Source organism: Halovulum sp. GXIMD14794 (genome assembly GCF_054457455.1).
Genome location: NZ_JBTLNF010000014.1, coordinates 19,448 through 44,373 on the forward strand (window position 1 = coordinate 19,448; position 24,926 = coordinate 44,373).

22 protein-coding genes are annotated in these 24,926 nt (G+C 66.3%); 15 read left to right on the forward strand and 7 right to left on the reverse strand.

Features of this window, described 5'->3' with window-relative positions:
• Nucleotides 1-385: 385 nt before the first annotated feature.
• Nucleotides 386-3,373 carry a right-handed parallel beta-helix repeat-containing protein gene (locus tag ACW9UR_RS25000; protein WP_458919799.1) on the forward strand — a complete coding sequence of 996 codons (2,988 nt, stop codon included), beginning with the start codon at nucleotides 386-388 and terminating at the stop codon, nucleotides 3,371-3,373.
• Nucleotides 3,374-3,476: 103 nt separating this feature from the next.
• On the opposite strand, the gene ACW9UR_RS25005 is transcribed toward ACW9UR_RS25000, so the two are convergent.
• Nucleotides 3,477-4,604: a right-handed parallel beta-helix repeat-containing protein gene (locus ACW9UR_RS25005; RefSeq protein ID WP_458919800.1), complete on the reverse strand. Its 1,128-nt coding sequence runs from the start codon at nucleotides 4,602-4,604 to the stop codon at nucleotides 3,477-3,479.
• 448 nt (nucleotides 4,605-5,052) lie between these two features.
• On the opposite strand from ACW9UR_RS25005, the gene ACW9UR_RS25010 reads away from it, so the two are divergent.
• Nucleotides 5,053-5,859: a sulfotransferase family 2 domain-containing protein gene (locus ACW9UR_RS25010; RefSeq protein ID WP_458919801.1), complete on the forward strand. Its 807-nt coding sequence runs from the start codon at nucleotides 5,053-5,055 to the stop codon at nucleotides 5,857-5,859.
• A gap of 6 nt (nucleotides 5,860-5,865) precedes the next feature.
• Here the strand turns inward: ACW9UR_RS25010 and ACW9UR_RS25015 are convergent, their stop codons facing one another.
• Entirely contained in the window at nucleotides 5,866-6,771 is a 906-nt protein-coding gene (locus ACW9UR_RS25015) for a glycosyltransferase family 2 protein (protein WP_458919802.1), read from the reverse strand.
• A 197-nt stretch (nucleotides 6,772-6,968) separates the two neighbouring features.
• Between ACW9UR_RS25015 and ACW9UR_RS25020 the strand changes: the two genes are divergently transcribed.
• Nucleotides 6,969-7,799, forward strand: coding sequence for a sulfotransferase (locus ACW9UR_RS25020; RefSeq protein ID WP_458919803.1), 831 nt, complete (start codon nucleotides 6,969-6,971; stop codon nucleotides 7,797-7,799).
• A 36-nt stretch (nucleotides 7,800-7,835) separates the two neighbouring features.
• Here the strand turns inward: ACW9UR_RS25020 and ACW9UR_RS25025 are convergent, their stop codons facing one another.
• Together ACW9UR_RS25025 and ACW9UR_RS25030 are read right to left on the reverse strand one after the other, a co-directional pair.
• Nucleotides 7,836-9,272, reverse strand: coding sequence for an oligosaccharide flippase family protein (locus tag ACW9UR_RS25025; protein WP_458919804.1), 1,437 nt, complete (start codon nucleotides 9,270-9,272; stop codon nucleotides 7,836-7,838).
• Between the two features lie 87 nt (nucleotides 9,273-9,359).
• Nucleotides 9,360-10,379, reverse strand: coding sequence for a replication initiator protein A (locus ACW9UR_RS25030; RefSeq protein ID WP_458919805.1), 1,020 nt, complete (start codon nucleotides 10,377-10,379; stop codon nucleotides 9,360-9,362).
• Between the two features lie 437 nt (nucleotides 10,380-10,816).
• Here ACW9UR_RS25030 and ACW9UR_RS25035 point away from each other — a divergent pair, with 437 nt between their 5' ends.
• The 4 genes from ACW9UR_RS25035 (at nucleotide 10,817) to ACW9UR_RS25050 (ending at nucleotide 14,195) form a co-directional block, all read left to right on the forward strand.
• Complete coding sequence (locus tag ACW9UR_RS25035; protein ID WP_458919806.1) at nucleotides 10,817-12,229, forward strand: AAA family ATPase; 1,413 nt, start codon at nucleotides 10,817-10,819, stop codon at nucleotides 12,227-12,229.
• Nucleotides 12,229-13,245 (forward strand): hypothetical protein, encoded by a 1,017-nt coding sequence (locus ACW9UR_RS25040; RefSeq protein ID WP_458919807.1) that lies wholly within the window; start codon nucleotides 12,229-12,231, stop codon nucleotides 13,243-13,245. Before ACW9UR_RS25035 ends, ACW9UR_RS25040 begins: the two co-directional genes overlap by 1 nt.
• 146 nt (nucleotides 13,246-13,391) lie before the next feature.
• On the forward strand, nucleotides 13,392-14,012 hold the full coding sequence (locus ACW9UR_RS25045) for a hypothetical protein (protein WP_458919808.1): 621 nt from the start codon (nucleotides 13,392-13,394) through the stop codon (nucleotides 14,010-14,012).
• A gap of 42 nt (nucleotides 14,013-14,054) precedes the next feature.
• Nucleotides 14,055-14,195, forward strand: a complete 141-nt coding sequence (locus ACW9UR_RS25050; RefSeq protein WP_458919809.1) for a hypothetical protein — start codon at nucleotides 14,055-14,057, stop codon at nucleotides 14,193-14,195.
• A 141-nt stretch (nucleotides 14,196-14,336) separates the two neighbouring features.
• On the opposite strand, the gene ACW9UR_RS25055 is transcribed toward ACW9UR_RS25050, so the two are convergent.
• The 3 genes from ACW9UR_RS25055 to ACW9UR_RS25065 form a co-directional block, all read right to left on the reverse strand.
• Nucleotides 14,337-15,677, reverse strand: a complete 1,341-nt coding sequence (locus ACW9UR_RS25055) for a UDP-glucose dehydrogenase family protein (RefSeq protein WP_458919810.1) — start codon at nucleotides 15,675-15,677, stop codon at nucleotides 14,337-14,339.
• A 1-nt stretch (nucleotide 15,678) separates the two neighbouring features.
• Nucleotides 15,679-16,788 carry an NAD-dependent epimerase/dehydratase family protein gene (locus ACW9UR_RS25060; protein WP_458919811.1) on the reverse strand — a complete coding sequence of 370 codons (1,110 nt, stop codon included), beginning with the start codon at nucleotides 16,786-16,788 and terminating at the stop codon, nucleotides 15,679-15,681.
• A 100-nt stretch (nucleotides 16,789-16,888) separates the two neighbouring features.
• Nucleotides 16,889-18,184, reverse strand: coding sequence for an NAD(P)H-dependent oxidoreductase (locus ACW9UR_RS25065; protein ID WP_458919812.1), 1,296 nt, complete (start codon nucleotides 18,182-18,184; stop codon nucleotides 16,889-16,891).
• Nucleotides 18,185-18,402: 218 nt separating this feature from the next.
• Here ACW9UR_RS25065 and ACW9UR_RS25070 point away from each other — a divergent pair, with 218 nt between their 5' ends.
• From ACW9UR_RS25070 to ACW9UR_RS25105, 8 genes are all read left to right on the forward strand, one after another.
• Nucleotides 18,403-19,572 carry a glycosyltransferase family protein gene (locus ACW9UR_RS25070; protein ID WP_458919813.1) on the forward strand — a complete coding sequence of 390 codons (1,170 nt, stop codon included), beginning with the start codon at nucleotides 18,403-18,405 and terminating at the stop codon, nucleotides 19,570-19,572.
• On the forward strand, nucleotides 19,559-19,726 hold the full coding sequence (locus tag ACW9UR_RS25075; RefSeq protein ID WP_458919814.1) for a hypothetical protein: 168 nt from the start codon (nucleotides 19,559-19,561) through the stop codon (nucleotides 19,724-19,726). The genes ACW9UR_RS25070 and ACW9UR_RS25075 overlap by 14 nt, the downstream gene beginning before the upstream one ends.
• A 1-nt stretch (nucleotide 19,727) precedes the next feature.
• Nucleotides 19,728-21,218 carry a GMC oxidoreductase gene (locus ACW9UR_RS25080; protein ID WP_458919815.1) on the forward strand — a complete coding sequence of 497 codons (1,491 nt, stop codon included), beginning with the start codon at nucleotides 19,728-19,730 and terminating at the stop codon, nucleotides 21,216-21,218.
• A 28-nt stretch (nucleotides 21,219-21,246) separates the two neighbouring features.
• Complete coding sequence (gene rfbC / locus ACW9UR_RS25085; RefSeq protein WP_458919816.1) at nucleotides 21,247-21,777, forward strand: dTDP-4-dehydrorhamnose 3,5-epimerase; 531 nt, start codon at nucleotides 21,247-21,249, stop codon at nucleotides 21,775-21,777.
• Nucleotides 21,778-21,921: 144 nt separating this feature from the next.
• Nucleotides 21,922-22,503 (forward strand): serine O-acetyltransferase, encoded by a 582-nt coding sequence (locus tag ACW9UR_RS25090; protein ID WP_458919817.1) that lies wholly within the window; start codon nucleotides 21,922-21,924, stop codon nucleotides 22,501-22,503.
• A 43-nt stretch (nucleotides 22,504-22,546) separates the two neighbouring features.
• Nucleotides 22,547-22,864: a hypothetical protein gene (locus ACW9UR_RS25095; RefSeq protein ID WP_458919818.1), complete on the forward strand. Its 318-nt coding sequence runs from the start codon at nucleotides 22,547-22,549 to the stop codon at nucleotides 22,862-22,864.
• 11 nt (nucleotides 22,865-22,875) lie between these two features.
• The gene (locus ACW9UR_RS25100) at nucleotides 22,876-23,577 is read left to right on the forward strand and encodes an SDR family NAD(P)-dependent oxidoreductase (RefSeq protein ID WP_458919819.1); all 702 of its coding nucleotides are present in this window, start codon (nucleotides 22,876-22,878) and stop codon (nucleotides 23,575-23,577) included.
• Between the two features lie 4 nt (nucleotides 23,578-23,581).
• Nucleotides 23,582-24,919, forward strand: coding sequence for an ANL family adenylate-forming protein (locus tag ACW9UR_RS25105; protein ID WP_458919820.1), 1,338 nt, complete (start codon nucleotides 23,582-23,584; stop codon nucleotides 24,917-24,919).
• The last annotated feature ends 7 nt before the right edge of the window (nucleotides 24,920-24,926 follow it).

Sequence of the window (24,926 nt, forward strand, 5' to 3'; positions counted from 1 at the left end):
TTTGGCTCACGATAAAATTTTGACAGTGATGTCAGTGTTGCGGCGCACGGTTGGCGATAATCGGCCAACCCGGAATTGGCTCCGGCGGGTTGCCTTGATTTCGGCAGAATCGGCCGATACACATCAGTCAAGATGAATACGTAACAATCCTGAGTTAACTCAGTAATCTGCAGGCGTGTGTGTCCTTAATGTCAGCCTTGTTCTGAGCAAACTTTGAGTTTGTCTGTCCTGGCGCCGTAAATATTCGGTTTGTCAGGAAGTACTCGAAGTGGAGTTCGGACCTTGTGCCCCCGCTCCGTAACCTTGGGCGGGTACAGGACAAGTGCGCGCGCCTGAACTGGAAACTGGCCTACCCCCAAGGCCACAAACACAGGCTCTCCCCCCAATGGCTACGTACACCGTATCTTCGAAGTCAGAACTGCAATCCGCGCTCAGCAGCGCCTCCGGCGGCGACACGATTCGCCTTGAATCCGGATCCTATGGCGATCTGCGGATCACCCAGGACTTTGCCAGCAACGTCACCATCGTCTCGGACGACCCTCAGGGTGCCCGTTTTGACACCGTCGAGTTCTCGGGCGCGAGCAACATCACCCTCGATGGCGTCCGCGTCGGCGGCACCAGCACGGCGGGCAGATATGTCGAGGTGGTCGACGGCAGCCATCACATCACGATCAAGAATTCCGAGATCGGCGGGCCAAGCGGGAGCTACAACGGCTTTGGCATCTATGCATCGCTGTCGTCGGACCTGGTCTACGAGAACAACTACATCCACCACGTGACCAACGGCATTGCCAACTTCCAGAACTCGGACATCGTGCTGAAGGGCAACGTGATCGACCATATCGGCGGCGATTCGTTCAAGTTCGGCGGCATCGACGGCGGCCTGATCGAGAACAACACCGGTGCCGCGCACATCAATGCCCCCGCCGGTGCGCACAACGACTTCATGCAGTTTCAGGGCACACCGTCGAACGACATCGTGATCCGCGGCAACATCCTGCTGCCGGCCAACGAGGCAACCACCCAAGGCATCTTCTTCAACACCAGCGGCAGTTCGGACAACATTCTGATCGAGCAGAACATCATCCTGGCAGCTCTGCTGCGCGGTATCTCGCTTGAAGACCCCACGAACGTAACCATCCGCTACAACACCGTACTCGACCTGCCGGGAGTGGCGGGGGATCCGACAAAAATCCTCACCAACGACAGTGCCACTGTCGAGCACAACATCTGGACCAGCTATGCCGGCGGCACCGAAGGCACCAACGTCGTGGTCCAGCACGACAATGCCAACGACACCAACTACCTCTACGACCTGTTCAAGGACTATCAGGGCGTCGGCACCACGCTCGAGGGGCTGATGCCCGTGGACGGCAGTTCCGTCGACGAGAAAGGCGCCTACGCCCGGCTGATCGAGCTTCTGACCGGCGAAGCACCGAGTGTTCCGACCGGTTCCGATCCGGTTGAACCCGAAACCGAGACCCCTACCACCTCGCCGGCCCCGGAAACAGACGACAGCGGCACGAACGGCGGTGACGCGCCCGAGATCTGGACCCCGGAAGCCAGCGACAACACCTCGACCAGCGGCAAGACGGTGACTGTTTCTTCCGCTTCGGAACTCAAGGCAGTGCTGAAGGCCGCAAATGGCGGCGAAACCATCCTGCTGGAAGCCGGCGACTATGGCGATCTGACGATCACCAAGGATTACGCCAGCGAGGTCACGCTGAAGTCGGCATCGCCGCTCAAGGCCGAACTAGGCTTCGTCGACATCGTCGGCGCCACCAACGTGACACTCGACGGGCTGAAGATCGCGCCCTCGGGCAGCCTTGGTGAGAGGACCCACTTCGTCGATATTCTCGATGGCAGCAAGAACATCACCATCAAGAACTCCGAGATCGCGGGGCCGAGTGGCAATTACAACGGCTTTGGCATCTACGCCTCGGAATCGTCGAACCTGGTCTACCAGAACAACTACGTTCACCACGTGACCAACGGCATTGCCAACTTCCAGAACTCGGACATCGTGCTGAAGGGCAATGTGGTCGACCACATCGGCCATGATTCCTACAAGTTCGGCGGTGTCGATGGCGGCCTGATCGAGAACAACACCGGCGCGGCGCATGTCCGGGCGCTCGACGGTGCGCATGTCGATTTCATGCAGTTCCAAGGCAAGGCGTCGAACGACATCGTGATCCGCGGCAATGTGCTGTTGCCGGCGGAAGGCGACGATGCCACCAATCAGGGCATCTTCTTCAACACCGACAGCCCGTCGCAGAACGTCCTGATCGAGCAGAACATCGTCCTGTCGGCGCTGCTGCGGGGCATTTCCATCGAGGACGGCAAGAACGTCACGATCCGGGACAATACCGTTCTCGATATCCCCGGACAGGCCACCGACGCCACGCAGATCATCGCGGGCGCGGGTGCAGTGGTCGAGAACAACATCTGGACGGAACAGTCCGGCGGGACCGAGGGCAGCAACGTCATCGTCCAGCACGACGACGCAGGCGACAAGAACTACATCTACGACCTGTTCACCGACTTCCACGGAACCGGCACCACCCTCGAAGGGCTGATCCCGGTCGAGGACAGCGTCGTCGACGGCAAGGGCGCCTACGCCCGTCTGGTCGAACTGCTGACCGGCGAGAGTTCGGACACGCCGGACACATCGGCGCCCGAGACGCCCGATGCAACGCCGGACACCCCCGAGACCCCCGACAGCGATTGGGTTTCGGGCGACGATGGTGATGACCGGCTTTACGGTGACGGCAACGCCAACAATATCTCAGGCGGCGATGGCGACGACGTGCTGTCGGGCTATGCCGGAAACGACACGCTCAAGGGCGGCGCCGGCGACGACCGCATCAAGGCTCATGGCGGCAACGACACGCTCAATGGCAACAGCGGCGCGGACCGGCTGAACGGCGGTCGCGGCGATGACAAAATCAGTGGTGGCACCGGCAATGACCGGTTGAACGGTCGCACCGGCGATGACGTACTCAACGGCGGCGAAGGCGACGATGTCCTGCGCGGCACCAGGGGCAATGACACGCTCGATGGCGGCGACGGCAACGATATCGTCGACGGTGGCCGCGGCGATGACGTGATGACGGGCGGCGCCGGAAGCGACACGTTCAAGTTCCGCCTGTCGCCAGGCAATGATGTCATCACCGATTTCGAGACCGGGACGGACCTTATCGACCTGACCCGGTTCGACATCGATAGCGGCGACTTCGGCGACATCCTGGCCTCGGCGCTCTCCAGCGCCGGTGGAGATGCCAGCTTCGACATGTCCGTGCTGGGCACCGAGGGCAGCATCCGCTTCAAGGGTATCGAGGTGTCCGATCTGGATCAGAACGACTTCGTGCTCTGAGATCCGGCTTTCGCCGCAATCCCCGAGCCGATCTTGAAACAAGGCCGGGTCCGGTTCGCTGGACCCGGCCTTTTTATAAAGGCCTCTTTATAACGGCCTCTCGTCAACCACCCAGCATCTGCATCAGTCGGCGGTGCGCACCGCGCCCCTCGGCAGCCTTCCCGGCAACCGGTATCAGCCCTTCGAGCGTGGTACCCGTTCCGCGAAAATCCCGAAACAGGTCATACACATAGTACGCTCGATATGGGGAAACATGCTGGACGACCACGTTGCTACCGTCGGCACGACCGGTTTCCTCGGTCCAAATGTTGTTCTCGATCACGGCATTGGAGTTCGCGAATATCCGTGTCGAATTAACGGCCTGCCCGGGGACATCTAGCAGCGTGTTATAGCGGATGGTGACGTTCTTGCCGTCCTCGATCGAGATGCCGCGTAACAGTGCGCCGATAATGATGTTCTGTTCGACCAGAAAGTTCTCCACATCGCCCTTGGTGTTGACGAAGATGCCTTGGTGCGAAGCGTCAGCACCTTCCGCCGGCAGCACAGCATTGCCGCGGATAACGATGTTGCGCGAGGGCGTGCCCTGAAACTGCATGAAATCGTTATGGGCACCCTCGCGGGCAGAGACATGTGCCGCCCCGATATTATTCTCCACGAGGCCGCCGTTAACGCCGCCGAACTTGTAGGAATCCCCCGCGACATGGTCGACGACATTGCCCTTCAGCACGATGTCCGAGTTCTGGAAGTTGGCAATGCCGTTGGTGACGTGGTGAACGTAGTTGTTCTCGTAAACCAGCTGCGCGCCATTCGCGGCGCGGATTCCAAAACCCTTGTAGCTGCCAGGGGGGCCGCCGATCTCCGAATTGCGGATGGTGATGTTTCTGCTGCTGTCGATCACCTGAAGGTATTTTCCGGCAGTCTTCATTCCCCCGATACGCAGGCCATCGAGGGTGACATTCACAGCACCGGAGATCTCAATCGTGTCGAAGCGCGCCTCACGCGGCGGGTCCGCACGCAGCACGAGCCCCTGCGGGTAGGTGCCGCGGATCTTCAGCTTACCGTAGTCCCCAGGGGCCAGCAGGATCTGGCCGGTTTCCGGGGCCTTCAGCGCCGCACCCAGCTCCGTAGGCGTCGTGACGCGCTGCTCGGCGACCACTGTCCCCGGCACCAGCGCCATGACTACTAGGATGAGGCCCAGAATGGGGCCACGGATCAGGATCGAAAGTATCACGTATGTCTCTCCTTGCGAGCCTCTACGAGCTGGGAGCGGGAATAGCGCAAGACGTCGGCGTCCGGCCGATGCCTTGCGCACCATGTGAACCCAGCCGCGGCTCTTTTGTGCTTCGGCCAGGCACATCCGAGAAGGAACCGAAGATCTCCATAATCAGCGCATGTCTGGTCAGCGTCTCGTAAGGACGCAAAGGGCCGCTTCGCCAAACCACCGGCTGCGATGTGTCTGCGCCGAAGCGCGTATGGCTTGCGTACATGTCCCCCGCCCCCGGGCCGGGCCCTCCGGCAAACACCCGCCGGGCCCGACCTCCATGGCATGGTAGTCTCCGGCCGGGCTATATCCAAGCAGCATCAGCGGGTTCGGCCTTCCGATTTGCACGGTGGCAGTGCTAGGTTGCAGCGCGCGGATGGATGCACGGGGATGCCGCGCGCAAGGGAACGGGGGACTCATGCCTTTCTTCAGGGCTGGATCGGGGATCTACTATTTCGCGCACGTGCCGAAATGCGCCGGGTCCTCTGTCGAGGCTTACCTGCGCACACGGTTCGGCGAGATGAGTTTTCTCGACGACCGCTTCCTGCTGCGTCCCGAGGCCGAGCGCTGGACCCGCACCTCGCCACAGCACGCCGATTGGACGACCGTCCGCCGGCTGTTCGGCGAGGGGTTCTTCGATGGCGCCTTCGCGGTGGTGCGTCACCCGGTCAGTCGTGCGATCAGTGCCTATCATTTCCAGATTGAAGTCGAAGGCACCGCTCCGGCGGACATCTCCTTCCATGACTGGTTGCAGGAGATGCGCAGCCGTCAGGCGCTGGACCCGTTCGCGATCGACAACCATTTCCGGCCGCAGGTCGATTTCCTGCCCGAGGATTGCGCGATCTTCCACCTGGAGCACGGGCTGGATGCGCTGGTGCCCTATCTCGACCGGCTGACTGGGGTATCCGATGGTCCCCGCGCAATCGGCCACATCAACAGCAGAGGCACGGCAAAAACGGCACCGGGCGTAAATATGGCAGGGGCCAAGACAGCCACGAAAGCCAGCGCCGGTCCATCTGAGATTGCGCTGCTGGCCGAGATCTATGCCGAAGATTTCCGCCGCCTGGGTTATCGACCTGACAGCCCTGATCCAATCGCCGCGCCACCCACGCTGGATCCGCAGATCATCGCAGAGGCAGCTGCCGCGCGCGCGCGCAGCGCGCGGCCGGTGAACCGGCTGCTGCGCCGAGTCCGGCGCCGGGTGCGCAGATGGGCCGAGACCTGAGACAAGCTAAAGCCGCGGTTTGCGGCTGAGCTTCTCGCCCAGGATCTGCACGCCGAGGGCCGGATGGTGGCGCAGCGCGGCGCCGCAGAAGCGCCGGCCGATCCGCGGCTTGCCCGCATTGATCAGCGCACGCCCCAGGCGCCAGAGGTTGAGGGCATACTCGCGCGGGTGGCTGGCATAGGCCTCGCGGTTGCGGCGCAGGATCCGCACCAGGCCGATCGCCTTCGCCCGCTTGTTCTTCGAGATCGAATCCGTGGACGAGAATGCCATCACCACCGGCTCGGCCTGTTCCAGGATCCGGGCGTGCTGGGCCAGCGACACGGTGAAGGCCCAGTCGGCGTTCGAGCGCACACGCTCGTCGAACCAGGTCATGCTCGGATAGCAGTCGCGGCGGAACAGCGCATTCTGCAGGCTGATCCGGTTCTCGACGAGGAATTTCGCGACCTGGTCCTCGTCCTCGCGTAGCCGCCCGTCGGGCGGCGGGCGCAGCGAGACCTTGTCGATGCCGTAACTGCCGTCCGGACCGCCGCCGTAGAGCACCTTGGCGCCGGTGACCACGTCGATCTCGGGTCGCTCCTCCAGGAGCTTCATCTGCCGCTCGAGCTTGCGCGGTAACCACAGATCGTCGCTGTCCTGAAAAGCGATGAACGCGCCACGGGCCTCGGCAAGACCGGTGTTGCGCGCCGCCGAGGCACCGCCGTTCACCGGCCGGCGGACGTAACGCAGCCGCGGATCGTCGATCCGGTCGATCACCTGGCTCAGATCCTCGGTCGAGGCGTCGTCGACCACGATCAGTTCCAGGTCGCCATAGGTCTGCCCCAGCACGCTGCGGATCGAATCATCGAGCGAGCGCAGACGGTTGTAGACCGGCAGGATCACCGAAACCGTCGGCTTCCCGGCGGGATATGTCATACGGTCTCCTGCCCTGCTGGCTGCCCCTCGACGCCGTCCGGCGCCCCCGCGACGTGTTATGGCAGCCCGATCGCGACTGGGCCAAGCGCTTTTGCGCGGCCGGTACGATTTTTCGCACGTCCCGGGATTGGCGATGCCTTGAAATGGGCACGATGCTCGGCCAAGCAATCCAAGCCCCTGCCCTGCGGAGAGCCGACATGCCTGATACCAGCACGACGATCCGGGACGATCAGTATTTCCTGATCATCGGCTCGATGAAATGCGCCACGACCTCGCTGTTCAGCTACCTGGCCGAGCATCCGGCGGTCTGCCCCGCCTCGGTGAAGGAGCCGGAGTACTTCTCGCGCCAGGAACGGCCCCACGACACCCGCAACAGCATCTCGGCCTATACGGATCTTTGGGATTTCGATCCGGCCCGGCACGCTTGGGCGATGGAAGCCTCTACAGGCTATACCAAGCACGAGGAACCCGGCGTAGCGGAACGGGTCGCGGCGCACGGGATCCGTCCCCGGCTGGCCTATGCGATGCGCGACCCGTTTGCCCGGATCGAGTCGCATTACAATTTCATGCGCAGGCACCCGCAATGGCGGCTGCCGATCACGCATCCCGACCTGGTACAGACCTCGAACTACTTCGCCCAGGCGGAGGCCTGGACGCGGGTATTCGGCCGCGAGGCGCTGCTGCTGATCGACTACGAGGACCTGACCGACAAGCCGCTCGCCACCGTCAACAGAGTCTGTGCCTTTCTCGACATCGCCCCGATGGCGGAGATCGCCGACAGTTCGGCACGCAACGTCTCGGCCCGACCGAAATCCGAAGCCGAACGGATGCTGCGCCGCGCGGCCCCGGCGCTCTCGCGGCTGCCGGCCGGGGTGAAGGCCCCGGTTCGCCGGCTGTTGGAGGCGACGCGGCCGCAACCGGTGCGGTTGACCCCGGCGCAGCGTGCCGAGGTGGCCGAAACGCTGGCCCCGGACATGGCCCGGCTGCGCGACGAATGGGGGATAAACACCGCCCGCTGGGGGTTCTGAGCGCCCAGGTCCAGGCGGCGCGAGTTCGGACCGCGCTCAGACCGCGCGGCGGCGGTCGAGCAACCGGGTGATCTCGCCCACCAGCGGGTGCCGGAAGACCACCAGCAACAGCATGAAGACCAGCCCCATGGCCGCCGCCAGCGGGAACACCGACAGGGGCGCGTCGCGCCAGCTTTCGGGCAGCGCCTGCCGCAACCCCAGAAGGGTCAATCCGAACAGGACCGAGATCGCTGCCGGACGCGCCACGGTGGCGCCGAGGGTCGCGAAATCCAGCCCTACGTAGCGCCGCAGCGCCGTCATGTGTACCAGCAGATGCGCCGCGCCGAAGCCGACCCGCAACCAGGCCACCGCCAAAACCGAATGGCTCAGCCCCAGCATCAGCAGCGCCAACGCAATGCTCTGCAGGATCAGCTCGTTACGCAACTTCAGCTTGACGTCGCCGGTGGCTATGTAGACCGCATTGGCCTGTCCCGCTATGAGTTGCAGCAACTGCGCAATGCAAAGCGCCTGCAATACAGGTGCAGCACCAAGCCACTTTTCCCCGAAGAGCAGACCTATGACCGCGTATGCCTCAATCGCCATAAACAGCAGCGCTGGCCACGCCACCACCAGCGTATAGGCGGTGACTTTCATCAACAGCGGCCGCATGTCGGCGCCGGCCCGATGCATGGCACCCAACTCGGAGCCGGTGACCCAGTTGACCGAACTCAAGAATAGCCGCTGGACCATGATCGCCAGGCGATAGCTCCGCACGTAATAGCCAACAGTATCGAAGGCGAAGACCTTTCCCATAAGGATCTGCGGCAGTTGCGATCCGAGAGTCGAAACCACCGACTCGATCGAGGTCAGGCCGCCAAAACTGGCCACTGCACGCCATTCCTTCAGCGACGGACGAAGGTGCAGATGGTCACGACGATAAGCCAACGTTACACCGACGAACCCCACCGATTGCGCCACCGCCCCCCAGGCCAGCGAGATCGGACCAAAACCGGCAAGCGCGAAAAGGATCGAGACCACGGTATTGGCCAGCGTTCCCGACAAGACGATTACCGACAGTTCCTTGTAGCGGCGGTCACGCCGCAGCAGCCCTCCCGCAGGTAGTCCGATGGGCAGGATCAGGAAGCTCACCGACAGTAGCGCGAAAATCGGCGCCAGCCGCGGCTCGTCATAGAAATCGGCGATAGGCTCTCGGCCCAGGAAGATGGCAAGGGCCAACGTCCAACTGACCAACAGCGCCACGCCGAATACGGTGCGGATCTTGTCCTCGGTCAGATCCGGCTCCTTGATCACGTAGCGCTGCACCCCGAATTCACGCAGCGCTTCGAGCACCGCGATCGCGGCCAGCGCCACCGCCGCCACACCGAGTTCCGAGGGCGGCAGAAGCCGGGCGATGACAATCGCCGAGAAGAACTGGATGAAAAACTGCCCGCCAGTCTGGCCGAAGCTGTAGAATAATCCGCGTCGGACGCTCATGGCGCGCTGTTCCTTCTGTGCCCGGTAATATGATCCGGCCCGCCGGGCCTCATACCATCCCCCACCGGAGCGTGCGACCGTTGCATCTCACAGTTTGGCCCGAGTGCGCACAAACGCCACGAACGCCGCCTCCGGCGCGTGCAGCCGGGGCTTGCCCGAGGCCGCCCACCAGGCGCGCCAGTCGGCCTCGAGGGCGTAGACGTCGAAGCCCGGCGCGGCGGCGCGGGCCCGGTCGTAGGCCGCCGGAGAGAGCGGCGGCAGCTCCGCCCCCCCTGCCCCGCGCCCGGATCCCGTCGCCGCCATCTTCGCCCGGGCGCGCACCCGCACCAGGTCGCCCGGCTCGACGCTGATCGAGTAATCCGGCAGCAGGTCCGCCGCCGCCATGTCGCGGATCATCTTGCGAAACACCCGCAAAGGTGAGGTGGACCCGGTCTTGGTCAAGAGCGTTGCGAGCCCGATGGTCCATTCCCGCTGCCGGCCGCAATGCTTGCGGGCGATCTCGTAGACCCGGCGCTCCAGCGGCTTGCGCAGGCGGAAATAGTCGCGGCTCAGCGTCAGCACCGATTTCGCCAGCACCGCGCGGTAGAGCCAGTCCGACAGCACCACCTCGGCCGAGATCATCCGCCCCGCCCTTGTCCGCCGCACGATCTCCCAGCTGTCGATCAGGCCGAAGCCGCGGGTGGTCTCGACGCCCCCGGTGGCGATCGTGGTGACGATCCGCGTGCCCGACAGCCGCTCCAGCGCCTCGCGCAGCCGGCGATAACCGTCGCCGCTGGTCTCGCGGTTGGTCGCCACCAGCAGGTCGCGCGCGGTCAGCACCAGGCGCCGGCTGACGGGCCGCTCGGCATTGATCGCCGCCATCAGCTGGCTGATGCAGTAGATCAGGATGTCCTTGTCGTGGATCGTCGCCAGCCCCTTGACCGAGGGCGTGATCTCGATGCTCGCGCCTGCGTGCTCATAGGACAGCACCCGCCGGTCGGGCCGGGTCGAGAGCGAGAACACCGGATGCTCCATGGACGCAAGGTCGTCCTTGGGGATTGCGTCCAGCACGTCGCAGACGAAGAAGTCGCCGGTCGGATGCCGGTCCGGAAGAAGTGTCGAGGCCATGACTGCTCTGCCTCACCCTGCTTGTTTCTCGGGGTTTTTTATCGTGGTTTCATTTACACCAGCCTACGGACGGGCCCCCGCTCCGTCCAGCGGCAAGGCGCACGGGGCACGGGTTTCCACGTGGGTTTGGAATCGCGGATGCGTGGGTTCAGAGTCGCATGAACGTGGTTCCGGAATCGCATGCGGCTGTCCTGCGCCGGTTTTTCCCCTGTGAAACCAAGGGGGTGGCCAGAGGCCCCGAAACCCGTAACACTATATATAACACCCAATAACACGGCTGGGCTGGCGGAGTGTTGCCGCCGCGCCCCGGATTCCAGCCGGAATCGCCTTGGGAAACGCCGGATTTCACTGAGAAAATCGAATCGGATGCCGCTTTCGCTTACATGTGCCGCGTTTTGTGGTACATTGCCGAAAACAGGGCACATGAGGCGTTTTCGATGCAGGATCCCGAGGCCGGCCAGCGGCCCCCGTATTTCAATATCGACCCCGACCAGGCCTTGCGCGAACTGGGCGATCCGGTGGGCACCGACGGGTTCGCCGACACCGCCAGCCGCTCGCTCTCGGGCCGCGAGGATCTGGTCCGCCGCGGCCAGTCCCCCGAGGGGCGCAAGACGCTGCGCCTGTTCTCGACATGGGAGATCACCCGCTACCTGATCCCGGTCGCCCCCGCCCATTTCCGCCGCGTGCTGCGCGCCAACCCGGACCTGCCGCAGGGCCGGTCCGAGACCGAGGGCGGCGCCAAGTGGTTCACCCTCGACGAGGTGCTGCGCCTGCGCGCCCATTTCGCCGCCGAAGGCAGCCGCGCCAAGGAATACCGCCCCTACCGCCCCGAGGGGCTGCCGGCCAAGGTCGTCGCGGTCGCCAATTTCAAGGGCGGCGTCGGCAAGACCTCGACCGCGGCGCATCTGGCGATGTCGGCGGCGCTGGACGGGTACCGGGTGCTGGTCATCGACCTCGACAGCCAGGGCTCGATCACCTCGATCTTCGGCGGGCAGGTGGCGGACGAATGGCAGACGGTGTTTCCGCTGCTGGCCCGCGACTATGCCCGCAGCCTGCAGGCCGAGAACCGCCGCCGCGTCGACCGCGGCGAGCCCCCCCTGCCCTTCGACGACGCGCTGCAAACCGCGCTCGACACCAAAGCCGCCGACCTGGTGCAAGGCACGCACTGGCCAAACATCGACCTGATCGGCGCGCAGCTGAACCTGTACTGGGCCGAGTTCCAGATCCCCGTCTGGCGCACCGGCCTGCGCGGCTGGAAGCTGTGGGACGCGCTGTCCAACGGGCTCGAGGCGGACGGGCTGCTGGACCAGTACGACCTGGTCGTGCTCGATACGCCGCCGGCGCTTGGGTACCTGACGATCAACGGGCTGGCGACGGCGGACATCCTGCTGGTGCCGCTGGGCGCGTCCTTCCTGGAGTTCGACTCGACGGGCCGGTTCTTCGACATGCTGCACGCCACCTTCGCCTCGATCGAAGAGGGCGAGAACGCCGCCGCCCGCGCGCTTGGCCGTCCGGGGCTGCGCTTCGAATGGGACGCGGTGCGCGCCGTGGTGACCCGTTTCGACGGCTCGCAGCAGGCCGAGATGGCAGGGCTGATGCAGGCCTATCTGGGCCCGGTGCTCAGCCCCGTGCGGCAGGACTTCACCGCGCTCGTGGGACAGGCGGGCGAGCAGGTGAACGGAATTTACGAGGCGGATTATCGGGATTTTAACCGAGATACGTATGCTAGGGGGCGCGCCGCCTTCGACGCCACCTATGCCGCCTTCAAGCGCCTGCTGATCGGCGCGTGGCGCAGGGACGAACTGGCGCAACAGCACGAGCAGCAACAATTGAAAGAGGAGGCGTCCTGATGGCCCGCCGCCGCCTGACCCCCGTCGAGTCCCCTGCAGATGCCCCAGCCCAGCCGGGTGCGGGGCTGGAAACCAAGGCCTTCGGGCTTGCCAGCCAGGTCTCCCGCGCGCCGATCGCGCAGGTCGCGGGCGAGGCCTCGGCCACCGCGGCGCTCGAGGCGCTGACTGACGACATGGCCCGCGCCCGCGCCGAGGGCCGGATGGTGCTGGACCTGCCGCTGGGCGACGTTCTGGCCGATCACCTGGACCGCGACCGCCTGCCCCGCGACGACGAGGACATGGAGGCGCTGCGCGAAAGCCTGCGCGCCCACGGCCAGCGCACGCCGATCGAGGTCACGCCGCTGACGGACGGCCGCTACGGGCTGATCTCGGGCTGGCGGCGGCTGACCGCGCTTTCGGCGCTGCTGAAGGAGACCGGCGACCCGCGTTTCGCATCGGTCCGCGCGCTGGTCCGCCGGCCCGAAACCTCGGGCGATGCCTATGTCGCCATGGTCGAGGAGAACGAGATCCGGCTGGGCCTCTCGCATTACGAGCGCGCCCGGATCGTGGCGCTCTCGGCCGACCGCGGCGTCTTCGAGAACGAGCGCGTGGCGCTGCGGGCGCTGTTCGGGAATGTTTCGCGCGCGAAACGCTCGAAGATCGGCAGTTTCCTTGCGGTCTACCGGGCGCTGGACGCGCAGCTGCGCTTCCCCCACGCGCTGGGAGAGCGGCTGGGCCTGCGCGTTGCGAAGCACGTCTCCGACGACAGGGCCGCCGCCAGGGCGCTGCGCCGCGCGCTGGAGAAGGCGAATGCCGAGACCCCCGAGGCCGAGCAGGCCGCCCTGGAGCAGGCGCTGACGCCCCCCAAGGCCGCGCCTGCGCCTGAACCCGCACCAGCCCCCGAAACCGTCCCCGGCATCACCGTGGGCGCGAAACGCAAGGGGGCGGGCCTGCAGGTCACGCTCACCGGCCCGCGCGTCGACGCGGAACTGCACCGGGCGATCCTGGACCTGGTCGAGCGCTGGCGGCAGGACTGAGCGTTTCGCGCGCGAAACACGGGTCGAATGTTTCGCGCGCGAAACGGGCGGAGGCGCGCGCAGGGGTGGCGCAACTTCATGACGAGGCCGCGGTCCCTTGTGGTACTCTTTCCGGGTTGGTTCATTCAGCTCTGGGGGATTTCGACATGTTCAAACGGGTTATCGTGCTGGGCAGCCTTCTGGCCGCTCCGGCCCTGGCCGACATTTCCGACGAGGCGAATGCCTGCATCGACGAGATGCGCGCCCGCTACGGGGACGTCGGCGGCGAGGTCCTGGGGCAGGAGGGCAGCGAGGCGGGCACCCTCGTCACGCTCAGGGACGCGAACGGCATCACCTGGGAATGCATCGTCTGGTCCGGCCCCGAGGTCGCCGAGCTGCGCCGTTCTGATGGTGGGGCTGATGGCGGGGTGGACGCCCCGGACGACGGCGGCGGCGCGATGGCGGGTGCGGCCGTGTCGGGCACCCAGCGGGTGCAGTTCGCCCCCGGCACCAGCGGCATGGCGGTGACGGCGGTACTCGATCCGAACACCTCCGTGCGCTATGTCCTCGGCGCCAGCGAGGGGCAGGTCCTGAACGTGGACATCGGCTCTCACGGCGGTGCGCTGGACTACCGGATCGAGAACCCGGACGGCTCGGCGCTGCTGGACCTGATCGCCTCGGACACGCCCTACCAGGGGCAACTCTGGCAATCGGGCGACCATGTCGTCGAGATCATGAACGCCGGCGCCCAGCCGGTGACCTTCGACGTGGGCATCGGGATCGAGTGATCCCGGCCCCCCACCAAAGACCCCCACCAAAGGCCGCGCCGGATGAACCTCATCCCCCACGACGCCTACACGCTTCCGGGCGTGCCGATCATGGTCTGGCTGGGCGGCCTCGGCGTGGCCCTCTACGCTTGGTACTGGGCCTGGTGCTGGTGGAAGCTTCGCCAGCCGGGCGACGAGGATTGAGTTGCGAGGACTGAGCGGCGGTCAGCAGAGCCAGCGCCGAGCGTTTCGCGCGCGAAACATGACTCAGAACCGTTTCGCACGCGAAACACGACTCAGAGCCGTTTCGCGTGCGAAACGCACAGCCGTTTCACGGCAAGGACCTCAGGAACCGGCCAGGCCGATACCCTCGTAGCGGGGCAGGGAATCCTTGGCCAGGAACCGGCGGCCGTCCACGACCAGCGGTGCCGGATCGCGGCCCGCCAGCAGCTCGGGCAGGGCCTTGTACTCGGGCCAGCTGGTCATCAGCAGCACCGCCTCGGCGCCCTCCAGCGCCTCGCCCAGGTCGTCGTGGAAGGTGACGCCCTGCGGGAACTGCTTCTCGGCCTCGTGGCGGGCGATCGGGTCGTGGGCGTGGACGTCCGCGCCCGCGTCGATCAGCGCCTGCGTCACCGGCAGCGAGGGGCTCTCGCGGATGTCGTCGGTGCCCGGCTTGAAGGCCATGCCGAGCACTGCCACGCGCAGGCCCGCAAGGTCGGGATGGTGCCGCCGCAGCATCTCCAGCATCCGGGCGGGCTGCGCCTCGTTTACCGCGATGACCGAGCTGAGCAGGTCCATGCCGTTGCCCGCCGCCTTGCCGTAGGAGATCAGCGCCTTCACGTCCTTCGGGAAGCACGAGCCGCCGAAGCCGCAGCCGGCGGCCAGGTAGACCAGCGACGAGGGGCTGACCCGGCTGCCGTCCGGCAGGATGGGCGAGAAGCGCTTGTCCAGGTGCACGCCCGCCATCGCCTCGACCACGTCGACGCCCGAGGCGGCGCAGAGATTGCCGATCTCGTTCGAGAACGAGATCAGCGTCGCCAGCAGCGAGTTGGCCGTGTACTTGATCATCTCGGCGGTGCGGGGCGTGGTGCGGATCTTGTCGACGTCCGGGAAGCAGTCGTAAAGCTGCCCCAACGCATCGCGGGAGGCCTCGTCGATGCCGCCCAGCACGATCCGGTCGGGCTCCATGAAATCGGCGATGGCTTCGCCTTCCTTCAGGAACTCGGGGTTCATGCCGACGCCGAAATCCGGGCCGGCGGTCTTGCCAGAGACCCGTTCGAGGATCGGCAGAACTTCGTCCTCGGTGGTGCCGGGGACCACGGTGCTTTTCACGACGACGCAGTGATAGCCGGGTTTGTCCTTCAGCACCGCGCCGATCTGTTCGGCCACGGTGCGGATGTATTTCAGATCGATCGCGCTGCCGTCGAAGGGCGTGCCCACGGCGATCAGCGACAGTTCGGTGTCACGCACCGCCGCCTCGAGGTCGGTGGTGGCGGTCAGGGTCTTGCCCGCGACCTGCCCCAGCAGTTCTTCCAGGCCCAGCTCGTAGATCGGCGGATCGCCCGCGTTGATCCGCGCGACCTTGTCCGCGTCCACGTCGACGCAGACCACCTCGTGCCCCTTGGAGGCGAGGCACACGCCCGAGACGAGGCCCACATAGCCCGTTCCGATGACCGATACCCGCATCTCACGCGTCCTCCGCAACGGCGTTCTCGCCATACCAGATCAGCGCCCGGCGCAGCCCGTCCTCGGCGCCGACCGACGGATCGTATCCCAGCGCCTCGCGCGCCTTGGCGATCACCGGGCAGCGGCGGTTGGGGTTGTCGACCAGGTAGGCGGCCTCCTCCGAGACCTTGCGCACCACCTGGCCCTTGTAGTCGTAGAGCTCGCGGCCCAGCTCGGCGACCCGGTCGGCGAGCTCCGCCATCGAGATCTCGGGCTCCTCGGTGCCGATGTTGTAGGCCTCGCCCGGTTCACCCCGCAGCAGGATCTTGTAATAGCCGACGATGGCGTCGGCGATGTAGCAGAAGGTCCGCGTCGGCGAGCCGTCCGACAGCATCACGATGTCCCGGCCTTCCAGGATGTCGCGGGCGAAATCCGGCAGCACCCGGCGGTCGGAGATCTTCAGTCCGGGGCCGTAATTGTTGAAGGGCCGCGCGATCGAGATCTTCAGCCCGTAGGCGCGGGCGAAGTTCACGCAGAGCGTCTCGCCATAGCGCTTGCTCTCGTCATAGCAGGCGCGCGGGCCGGTGCACGAGACGTTGCCGCGATAGGTCTCGGGCGTCGGGATGTGCGCAGGGTCCGGATCGCCGTAGATCTCGGAGGTCGAGTAGAACAGGAACCCCGAGAGCGGCTTGCCGGCATTGGACTGCGCCAGCGCGTAGTCCAGCAGGCGGCGCAGCCCGTCCACGTTGGCGTCCATGGTCTCGATCGGGTAGCGCCGGTAATAGGTCGGCGAGGCGATCGAGGCCGCGTGGATGATGTAGTCGAAATCGCCCATGCCGTCCGGCAGCGGGTGGGTGATGTCGTGCTTCTGCAGGGTCAGGTTGGGATCGCCGTCCAGCGCCGTCAGCCACTCGGGCACGCCGCGGATGTAGTTGTCCCAGACCGTCACGTCGCAGGGCGTCTGGCCCGAGGTCCTGTTCCAGTGCAGCACCGACTGCACCAGGTAGTAGCCCAGGAACCCGCCGCCGCCGACGATCAGCAGGCGCTTGCCCGAGAGGTCGGGGAACTCGTCGGAGAGGTTGCGGCAGATGTGGTCGAGATCGGCCTCGATGACGTCTTGGGCGGTTTTCATGGGCGGAATGGCCTCCGGTCGGATCGGTACTCGTGAAGGGAACTAGCAGGCCGGACCCACGGAAATATGGCAGGGCCGGCCGGCGTCGGGATTTGCCGGCTCAACCGGCCGGAAACATCGCGTCCTGCTCGGCGCGCAGCTTGCAGGCCAGGTTGTCGGGCAGGTCCACGTCGTCCAGCGTCAGCACCTGGTCCTTGGGGATGTCCCGGCGCAGGGTCGCGCCCTCGGCCAGGCCCATCGGCAGCAGGTTGTCGCGGCGCACCACGTCGTAGTTCTCGCACTGGCCGTAGGTCATGTACCAGCCCAGCCCGTCGAGGGTCTGCCCGGCCTTGAGGTCGATCTTCGCGGTGGCGATCACGTCGACCACCGGCGCGCCCTTCGGCGCGATCACGTGATCGCCGAACAGCACCACGCGGGCGACCGACAGCGGCACCTCGAAGATCGTCAGGTGATAGGGCACGTAGAAGCTGTAGAGCGGCCCTTCGCCCAGCTTGCCGTAGTTCAGGTAATGCGCCTGCGCCTTGTCCTGCGCCTCGGCGAAGACATAGACGCCCGGAGAGGGCAGGCCGCCAACCACGTATTCGACGATGCCGCCCTTCTCGCGCAGCATGTCGAGGTCGTACATGCTCACCATGTCGTCGACCGGGCCGCGATGCTCGATGCCGATCATGCCGCGCTGCGCGACCTGCATGCCGGTGGCATTGGCGACGATGGCCTGCTCGAACGAGATCTTGGTGCCGTCGGCGAAGCTGGTGACCATGTGCGGGGTCTGGCCCCATTGTTTCGCGAACCCGGCCTGCGTGGTGGGGTTGCGATAGCGGTCCTGCAGGCCCTTGATGTTGCCGCAGACCCGCGGGATCAGGCCGATGCTCTCGACGAAGCGCAGCAGGTTGATCTGCACGCCGGGCTGATCGCCGTCGCAGCCGGTCAGGATCACGCCTGCCGCATCGGCCTTGGCCTTCAGCACCGGGCCGACGGTGCCGTCGAGTTCGGCGTTCATCAGCACCATGTGCTTGCCGTGCTCGATCGCGGCCATGGTGACTTGGGCGCCGTATTCGACATGGCCGGTGGCCTCGACCAGCGCCTCGATGCCCGGCGCGCCGCAGGCGACGGCCGGATCGGCCGTGACGGCGAACTTGCCGGCGTCCATGGCGTCCTGCAACTCGCCCGGCGTGGTGACCTCGACGATGCGCTCGCGCGGGACGCCGTAATCCTCGTAGGCGGCGATGGCGGCGGCGACGGTGCGGTTGCAGATCACCGACAGTTCCATGCCCGGCATGTAGTTCAGCACCTGGTTGGCGATGCCCCGTCCCATGAAGCCGGCACCGAACATGCCGAAGCGAACCGGGTTGCCGGCCGCAGCCCGCGCCCGGAGTGAAGAATCGACCAGGATCATGAATCCCCCGCCTGCAGTTTGTAAGATACCCCGGGGCGGTTATGGCGCATTCATCGCGAAGCGTCTACGCAGTCGCGCTCTACCAGAGCGCGCAAGATCGGCTCCAGCCTCGGAAAAATCACATTTCTGCGGCACCTTGATGCTAGACTCGGGCCTAAGCGTGCATATGCTTGACGTCGCCTCGGGCGGTGGGGAACGCGTCCGGGGGAGGGGTGGTCATGAATGCTTCGGTACAGCACGCCGGTCAGCCGCGCGTGTGTATTTATTCCATGCGTGAGTTGGATGCGCACGTTTCGCGCGCCGGTGGCTACGAGTTCGAGGATGTGGTCGCCAGCGATCTGGACGATGCCGAGATCCTGACTCCCCGTCACCGAGGCCTGTCGGAACGTCGCCTGAGCGCGCATCGCTGGTTGTCCCGGCGCACGCCGATTGCGGCGCGGATGGGCAGCGGTCTGGACGTTGCTCCCCTCGACCGGGATTACGACCTGTTCTTCTTCTTCGCCGCGCAGCCGCGGGACCTGCTGACGCTTGGCTCGCTGCCGGACTGGCGCAAGCGGGCGGGGCGCGCGGTGTGCTGGCTGCAGGAATTGTGGGTCGACGACATCGCCACGCTCGGGCGGCTGCTCGACGTGCTGAATGCGTTCGACCACGTGATCAGCCCGTTCCACCACAGCACCGAGCCGCTACAGCAGAGGCTGTCGGTGCCGGTGACCTACCTGCCCTGGGGAGTCGATGCGCTCGCCTTCTGTCCCTGGCCGGATCCGCCGGAGCGGGTGATCGATTTCTACAATATCGGCGGGATCTCCCCGGTGACCCACGCGGCGCTGGTGGACTATGCCGAGAACACGCGACGGTTCTACCTGCACGACACCACCGGCGGGCGGCGCAACGCGAAATCCCATGTCCTGCACCGCCGCAACTATGCCGGCCAGTTGCAGCGCACGCAGTATTTCTTCGCTCACATGGCCAAGATGAGCCGCCCGGGCGAGCGCGGTGCGCAGATCGAGTTCGGCCTGCGCTACACCGAGGGCACCGCCGCGGGGACCATTCTTCTGGGCGACCGTATCGACAATCCTGCCTTCGACGCGCATTTCGGCTGGGAGGATGCGGTCTTCCAGATCCCCTACGACTGCCCGGACATCGGTGCCTTCGTGGCGGAACTGGAGCGTCAGCCCGCGCGGCTCGACGCGGCCCGGCGCCGCAATGTGTCCAACGCGCTGCGCCGGCACGACTATGCCTGGCGCTGGCAGCAACTGCTGGACCTGATCGACCTGCCGGAGAGGCCGCAACTCGCCTCCCGCCGGCGGGCGCTGGAAGAACGCGCCGCCGCAGTGATGCAGGACGGCGGTCACGCAAGCGAGGAGACCATCGGCCATGCTCATGCCTGACACCGACAGCGGGGGGGATTCGCCCCGCAGACCGGCTCGGCGCCGGGTCCTGATGACCGGCACCGCGGCGCTGTTGCTGATGGGGGGCGGAATCCGCTTCGGCGCGCCGCTGCTGCTGCGCGGAGGGTGGGTTCTGGCTCCGGGGGACGTCTGAGATGTTCCTGTCCGCAACCGAGTTCCCCGACGGACATGTCGAGCGGGCGCAGGTCTGCGTGATCGGCTCGGGGCCGGCGGGCATGACCATTGCCCATAGTCTGGCAGAGAACGGCAAGAACGTGCTGCTTCTCGAGGCCGGGGGCCGCGACTGGGATCCGGACTCGCAGGAGCTCTATGCCGGCAAGGTCGTGGGCGATCCCTATTTCGATCTGCGCGACGCCCGCCTGCGGATGCTGGGCGGCACCTCGGGGCATTGGGGCGGCCAGTGCCGCCCGCTCGACGCGCACGACTTCGCCATCGGGGCGATCACGCCCGGTGCGGACTGGCCGATCGGCCGCGAGGCGCTCGATCCCTGGCTGGGACCGGCCTGCGAGTTGCTGGAGATCCCCGCCGAATTTCCCGAGACGGAACTGGCGCCGGATCTGCGCCGGGTGACGTTCCATTTCAGCCCGCCCGTACGCTTTGGCGACAAGTACTACGATTACTGCGAGCGCTCGCAGAACCTGCGGGTCTTCCTGAACAGCGCCCTCGTGGGCCTGACCCCGGACGAGGGGCCGGACGGGCCGCGGATCCGGAGCGCCGAGATCGTCTCGGGGCAGACCGGGGGCGAGGCGACCCGCCGCTGGAGCGTCGAGGCCGAGACTTTCGTGCTGTGCCTGGGCGGGATCGAGAACTCCCGCCTGCTGCTGTGGGCCAACGAGCAGGCCGGGGGCAGCCTGGTGCCGAACCCGGATCTGATCGGGCGCTACTGGATGGAGCATTTCGACGGGCTCGTGGCCGAGGCGGTGGTGTCCCGGAACTTGGTGAACCAGACCGGTGCCGAGATGGAAAGCCCCGCCTGGCGCAGCCAGGGAAGCGAGCTTTATTTCGCGATGAGCGAGGAGTTCCAGCGCCGTGAAGGGGTGCTGAACGCTACTTTCCTGTTTCTGGAACAGGCCTATGCCGGCACCAAGCAGCTGGTCGCAGACATCATGTGCGTGGCGCCGCCGATAGGTCGGCGACTGATGGGCCTGCTGGAGCGCGACCTGGTCTGCGGCGCCCGCGTGCAGGCGATGTGGGAGCAGGCTCCGGATTACGACAACCGGGTGGCGCTGGGGACGACGACCGACCCGCTGGGCCTGCCCGAGGTGGAGCTGCACTGGCGCGCCACCGAAACCGACCGTCGCACGATCGAGACGCTGACCCTGGGCCTGGCAGGCCGGTTCGCCGAGGCCGACCTGGGCCGGATGCGGCCGAACGACTGGATCGTTCGTCCCGAGAGACCGATGATGCTGGGATCGACGCCCGCGCATTATCACCACATGGGCGGGACCCGGATGAGCGCCAGCCCGGCGGACGGCGTCGTGGACAGCGATCTGAAAGTGCACGGCCTGGGCAATCTCTATGTCGGCGGCTCGTCGGTCTTCCCCTCGGGGGGATATGTCAATCCGACGCTGACCATCGTTCAGCTGGCCCTGCGGCTGGCCGATCACCTGGCGGTGAAGGGGTAGACTTGCGAACGAGAAGGATGGGGCCCGCATGATTTTCACGGAGACCGGCCTCGCCGGCGCCTATGTCATCGACCTCGAGGAGATCCGCGATGACCGCGGGTTCTTCGCCCGCGCCTTTTGCGCCAAGGAGTTCGAGGCGCAGGGGCTGAAACCTGTGATCGCGCAGGCGAACCTGTCCTTCAACCACAAGGCTGGCACGTTGCGCGGGCTGCACTACCAGCGCCCCCCCGCCGCCGAGACCAAGCTGGTGCGCTGCACCGCCGGGGCGATCTGGGACGTGATCGTGGACATCCGCCCCGACTCGCCCACCTACATGCAGCATTTCGGGGTGGAGCTGAGCGCCGCCAATCGCCGCGCGCTCTATGTGCCCGAGATGTTCGCCCACGGCTACCTGACCCTGACCGACGGGGCCGAGGCGATCTACTCGGTGGGTGAGTTCTACACGCCGGGCGTGGAGGGGGGATACCGCTACGACGATCCGGCGCTGGGGATCGACTGGCCTGTGCCGGTCTCGGTGCTGTCGGAGAAGGATGCGAACTGGGCGTTGATCGGGGAGTGAGGGAACGGGGAGCGGACCGATACGGAACCAGTGCGGAACAAGAAATGATGCGCGGCATTTTTGTCTGAGGGCTTCATGCCTGAAACGGGTATGATGGGAGGCTGGCCTGGGGGTGTTGTCGAGAGGCCTGGTTACGGGATGAGCATGGACGGACAGGGGATGGAAGCCGGTGTCGGCACCCTCACGGGCGCCGACCTGATCCGTGCGCAGGGCATCTGGACGATCCTGCGCGAGGATCTGCGCACCCATCACGGAGAGCTGTCGCGCCCCGGCCTGCAGACGCTCTGGATCTACCGCATCGGCACCTGGGCCACCACGCTGCCGCCCGGGCTGCGGCAGCTCGTCGGCCTGGTCTATTCCCTGGGGAGGCGCTTCTGCCGCAATGTCTACGGGATCGAGCTGATGCGCTCGGCCAGGATCGGGCGGCGCCTGCTGATCGCGCATCAGCACGGCATCGTCTTCCATCAGTTCGGTACCATCGGCGACGATTGCGTGGTGCGCCAGGGCGTGACCTTCGGCATCGGCAGCGGTGCCGATTGGGTGCGGGGACAAGGGCCGGTGGTCGGCAACAACGTCTCCTTCGCGCCGGGCGTGATCGTCATCGGCAACGTCAGCATCGGCGACAATGTCAGCATCGGTCCCAATTGCGTCGTTTCGGCGGATGTGCCCGCCGACCGGTCGCTGTTCATCCCTCCGCCGCGCGTCATTCCGCGGGAGCCCGAATGACACATCAGTACCTGTACCGTTTTCAGTTCCGAGGAGTATCGGCATGCCCCTGACCTACGAGACCGCCCTGGGCGCGATGGAGAGCGCCGTCGACGAGATGAACCTCTCGCAGCCCGAAGACAAGCAGCTGTCCAAGGACCCGGACGCGGTGCTGTTCGGCCCCGGCAGCCTGCTCGATTCCGTCGGCCTGGTGAACCTGGTCATGGCCGCCGAGCAGCACCTCGGGGACGCCACCGGCGAGGACATCGTGCTGGCCTCCGAGGCGGCCATGTCGCGCAAGCGCAGCCCCTATCGCAGCCTGCGCGCGCTGGCCGAATATGCCGTCGAGATCTCTAACGAAGAACAGGCCGCCACCGCGTGACCGAAGCGCCAATGACCGATACCCGCGTGATCGCCATCACCGGCACCCGCAAGGGGATCGGGCGCTTCCTGGTGGAGCAATACCTGGAGCGCGGCTGGACCGTCGTGGGCTGCGCCCGCGGCGCCGCGGACATCGACGACAGCCGCTACACGCATTTCGAACTGGACGTGGCCGACGAGCGCGCCGTCGCCTCGATGATGCGCCAGGTCGGCCGGGCGCATGGCCGGCTGGACGCGCTCCTGAACAACGCCGGCATCGCCTCGATGAACCATGCGATGCTGACCCCGGGCTCGACCATGCAGCGGGTGTTCGCGACCAACGTCTACGGCAGCTTCTACTTCTGCCGCGAGGCAGCCAAGGTCATGGGCCGCCGCAAGACCGGGCGCATCGTAAACTTCGCCACCGTGGCCACCCCGCTGAAGCTGGAGGGCGAGGCGGTCTATGCCGCGTCCAAGGCTGCCGTGGTCTCGCTGACGGAAGTGCTGGCGCGGGAGTTCGCGCCCTTCGGCATCACCGTCAACGCGGTCGGCCCGACGCCGGTGCCGACCGATCTCGTGGGGTCCGTCCCGCAGGAGAAGATGGACGCGCTGATCGCCCGCCAGGCGATCCCGCGCTACGGCACGATGGAGGATGTGCTCAACGTCTGCGACTTCTTCCTGCGGGGGGAGTCGGATTTCGTCACCGGGCAGACGCTCTACCTGGGCGGGGTCTGAGGCGATGACGGCGGGCGGCTTCCTGCTGGAGCGTTTCGCAGCGGCCGGGGACAAGACCGCCTTCGTCGAGGCGGACGGCAGCCGCGAGAGCTATGCCGGGCTGCTGGCGCGGATCGGGGAGGCGGGCGCGGCGCTCGATGCGGCGGGGGTGGGCCCCGGCGCCTCGGTGCAGCTGCGCGGCGATTTCGGCGCGGCGGCGACGGCCTTCCTGCTGGCGCTCTGGGCGCGGGGCGCGGTGGTCTCGCCGGTCGCCCCGGTGAGCCTGGAAAAGGCCGCCGAGTTCGCCGACGTCGGCCAGGCCGCCTGGATCGTGGACGCCGCCAGCGGAACCATCGAGCCGGGGCCGGGGGCCTCCGCCCACGCGCTCTATGACGATCTGCGGGGCAGGGGGGTGCCGGGGCTGGTGATCTTCTCGTCCGGGACCACCGGCGTCTCCAAGGGCGCGGTGCACGACGCGACGCGGCTGCTGTCGAAGTTCGAGACGCCCGGCAAGGATTTCCGCACGCTGGCCTTCCTGCTGTTCGACCATATCGCGGGCGTGGACACGCTGCTCTACTGCCTGTCGAACGCCTCGACGATCGTCTGTCCGGCCGATCGCACCCCCGAGGCGATCTGCCGCCTGATCGCGGCCGAGGCGGTCGAGGTGCTGCCCACGGCGCCCTCGTTCCTGAACCTGATGCTGCTGTCGGGGGCGCATGAACGCCATGACCTGAGCAGCCTGAAGATCGTCACCTACGGCGCCGAGATGATGCCCCAGGCCCTGCTGGAGCGGGTCGCGGCGGCGCTTCCGAAGGCGCGGCTGGTGCAGAAATACGGAACCTCGGAAATCGGCGCGCTGCGCTCGAAATCGGAAGGCAACGCCTCGCGCTGGATCCGGATCGGAGGGCAGGGTGCGGACTGGCGCGTCGTCGAGGGGCTGCTGGAGGTGAAGACCGGCACCGCGATGCTGGGCTACCTGAACGCACCCTCGCCCTTCACCGAGGACGGCTGGTACCGCACCGGCGACCGGGTCGAGGTCCGCGGCGACATGGTGCGGTTCCTCGGGAGGGACAGCGACGTGATCAACGTCGGCGGGCAGAAGGTCTTTCCGGCCGAGGTCGAGGCCGAGATCGCCCGCCTGCCCGGCGTCGCCGAGGTCGCGGTCAGCGGCGCCCCGCACCCGATCCTGGGCGCAGTGGTGACGGCACGCATCCGCATGACCGACCCCGCGGCCACCCCGACGGCGGTCCGCACCGCCCTGCGCCAGGGCCTTTCGGGACGGCTCGAACCCTACAAGATCCCGCAGAAGATCAAGGTGACGGCCGACCCGCTGGTCACCGAACGATTCAAGCAGCGGCGGTAGGCAAGGG